Here is a 2,496-nt window from a genome sequence, read left to right on the forward strand (position 1 = left end):
GCCGGATATAACATCCGACGGTGCATTGTCTGCAAGAAATATTTTCTGGTACGAAGCGGCGCCCATGTGCTCTACTGTGAGGGCCGCTGTCCGCTGGATGAGCGCTTTACCTGCCGACAGTATGGCAGCTATGAGATTCAGAAGGAACTGGCCCGGGATGTGCCAAAGATCAAGACCAAGATCACTGCCTTCAACCGCATCCGAAAGGATTATCAGCGGGGGATTATCACAGAGGAGGAAATGCGGCGGCTGAAGGATGCCGTTCGGGACAGGCTGTTTGACGCACTGAGTAGCTCTGACATCTCCAATGAAGATTTTGAGCGATCCATCTCTTCCCAGCATCTCTATTCGATTTGCAGAGTGGCCCGTCAGACCAGACCTCGAGGCCGTCCCCGCAAGGTGAAGGACGGTGACGATGCATGACCAACGAGGAACTGTTGGTGCGAATCTCCAACGGGGATGAGGCTGCCTTGACCAAACTGTGCCTGGTGAACACAGGTCTGGTGAAGAATCGTGCCTGGTCGATTGCCCGGCAGTATCACTGCCTGAGGCAAAACCAATATGGTGCCTTGAGTGATTATGCAAAAGAAATGCTCTCCGAACTGGAGAGCGTAGGAAGGCTGGCACTGGTGGAGTGCGTCCGAACCGGCGGTTATGATGCGGGAAAGGGTCGATTCACTACTTATGTCACCCCGTTTTTGGACGGAGCCATGCGGCGGCATTTGGAATGCAGCTTGGGGACACTATCTCTGGACCGGGACAGCATGGGGTTGGTGCGAAAGGCACAGAAACGCTATCATCAAAAAGGGGAGAGTGTGGAGCAGATCAGCCAGGCGCTGGGCATCTCATTTCCTACAGCAGCCAGAGCCGTTGCATACCCCACGCATTTCTTCTCTGTCTATGACCTGCAAGACCCGGAAGAGGATGGAGACATCTTGGAGCGGCTCACGCCAGGCTGGTTGTCTGAGTCACCAGAAGAAACTGTAATTCGGTCATTGACTATGGAATGCCTGCGGGAAGAGTTTCTGCAGCTTTCCAAGAAGGATCAGGAGATTCTGGGACGGTGCTTCGGCGTGTATGGCCACCCCAAGTCAGATCTGCGGGAAATCGCCATACGCAGCCGCACGAAGGAGTCTGGCGTGGAGAAAGCCAAGGATCAGGCAATCAAGCGGCTGCGGGATCGGTGTTTGGATAGCCTTGCATGGAAGCTGCGTCGAGCCAGGCGGATGGTGGATCGAGCTGTACCGACAGAAGTCAAAATACCATTGCATTCTGTGTGAAAAGGGGAATGATGCCTCTGAGTGTTGTTTTTAGTGGCTCAACTTCTGCTGTCCTGTTTATTGGACGGCTGTTGTAATAAAATATTGAAAATAGAATTTTATTACATTCAGTGCTATTCTATATATGGGATATTTTGAAATGCAAAGGAAAAGTAGTGGTTTTTCATGATTGGTATTGGATAGGATTTGTAGGATAAAGATTATAAGTGCATCGTTGTTGATGGACAAGTAGATTTCTTCCCACATTTGTTTTTGCTCCTGGGTATGCGTTCCGATAACAGTGCTCTGCTTTGTTGAATAGGCTGTATAGACACTTGGTAAGGAGAAACTAAAACGTGTGTTAACCAGTTGGCGGGGAAGAAGGATAGGTGCTTGGGCACTAAACGGATATACAAAGCGAATTGGAAATAGAGGAGATTATATAGAATGTGGCAAAATATTCTAGGGACAGTTTCATCTGTGGCGACGTTGATTTTGTTTGTGATTTATTTTATAGGGAGGACAATAGCAACTTTTCAGAGCAGAGGGCTATATTCTGATAAACTTGCTATTGAGGGAGCTAAAGATTTTGACCATGCTAAGTACGACGTGATAGAGACTGTGATTCTTGAGGAAGATGCGTATAATGTATTCGTTATCATATCTAGCCAAGGAATATGGAATCTTAAAATATTTCAATATGAATTCGACGATGAGATGAATGTAGTAGGTGAACACTTAACCGGAAAATTTGGATTCTTAAATATTGGTGAAGCCATAGCAATTAAGCTGACCGTTCCTGAAATTATTAGTACATACAGAGTCGAATATATATCCTATGATTACAAAAAAATAAAGTTTGATTTATGCGATAACATGAGAAATGGAGTCCTGCAAATAAAAGTCAAGCACCAAAATGAAAAAAGTCCCGCAAAATTTGCGAGACCGAAAAAGGGTGCAACAAATCAGACCGGAGAGAAAGCACTCACCGGCCGAGGTAAAATTTGGTTGTTAAAAATCACTTTTGCTCGGTAGTTTGCACATCAAATGCCTCAAGGCACTCCTTTACGCGGGCGTAGTAGATACGCAGGAACTTGTTTTGAGCAGCGGTCATGTAGACGAAATAGGGTTTACCCTCGCTGCGTTTCTTATCGAGGAACTGGTAGACTGGCTCATCTGCCGGGGATTTTTTCAGGTAAGTGCAGACGATCTGGTAGAGTGTTTTACGCAGATGTGG

3 protein-coding genes and 1 pseudogene are annotated in these 2,496 nt (G+C 46.9%); 3 read left to right on the forward strand and 1 reads right to left on the reverse strand.

What is annotated here, in order from left to right; all coding sequences use genetic code 11:
* The 3 genes from E0L15_RS12045 to E0L15_RS12055 form a co-directional block, all read left to right on the forward strand.
* The coding region (locus E0L15_RS12045; RefSeq protein WP_243155486.1) for a DUF6076 domain-containing protein at window positions 1-423 on the forward strand (423 nt) is incomplete at its 5' end.
* On the forward strand, window positions 420-1,280 hold the full coding sequence (locus tag E0L15_RS12050; RefSeq protein WP_168125790.1) for a hypothetical protein: 861 nt from the start codon (window positions 420-422) through the stop codon (window positions 1,278-1,280). The genes E0L15_RS12045 and E0L15_RS12050, both read left to right, overlap by 4 nt.
* A 426-nt stretch (window positions 1,281-1,706) precedes the next feature.
* On the forward strand, window positions 1,707-2,294 hold the full coding sequence (locus E0L15_RS12055; protein ID WP_168125792.1) for a hypothetical protein: 588 nt from the start codon (window positions 1,707-1,709) through the stop codon (window positions 2,292-2,294).
* Here E0L15_RS12055 and E0L15_RS12060 read toward each other — a convergent pair.
* Window positions 2,278-2,496: pseudogene (locus E0L15_RS12060) on the reverse strand (IS110 family transposase); the annotation flags it as partial. The gene E0L15_RS12055 and the pseudogene E0L15_RS12060 overlap by 17 nt on opposite strands.

The organism is Pseudoflavonifractor sp. SW1122 (assembly GCF_012027765.1).
In the GTDB taxonomy this organism is placed as follows: Bacteria; Bacillota; Clostridia; order Oscillospirales; family Oscillospiraceae; genus Enterenecus; species Enterenecus faecium.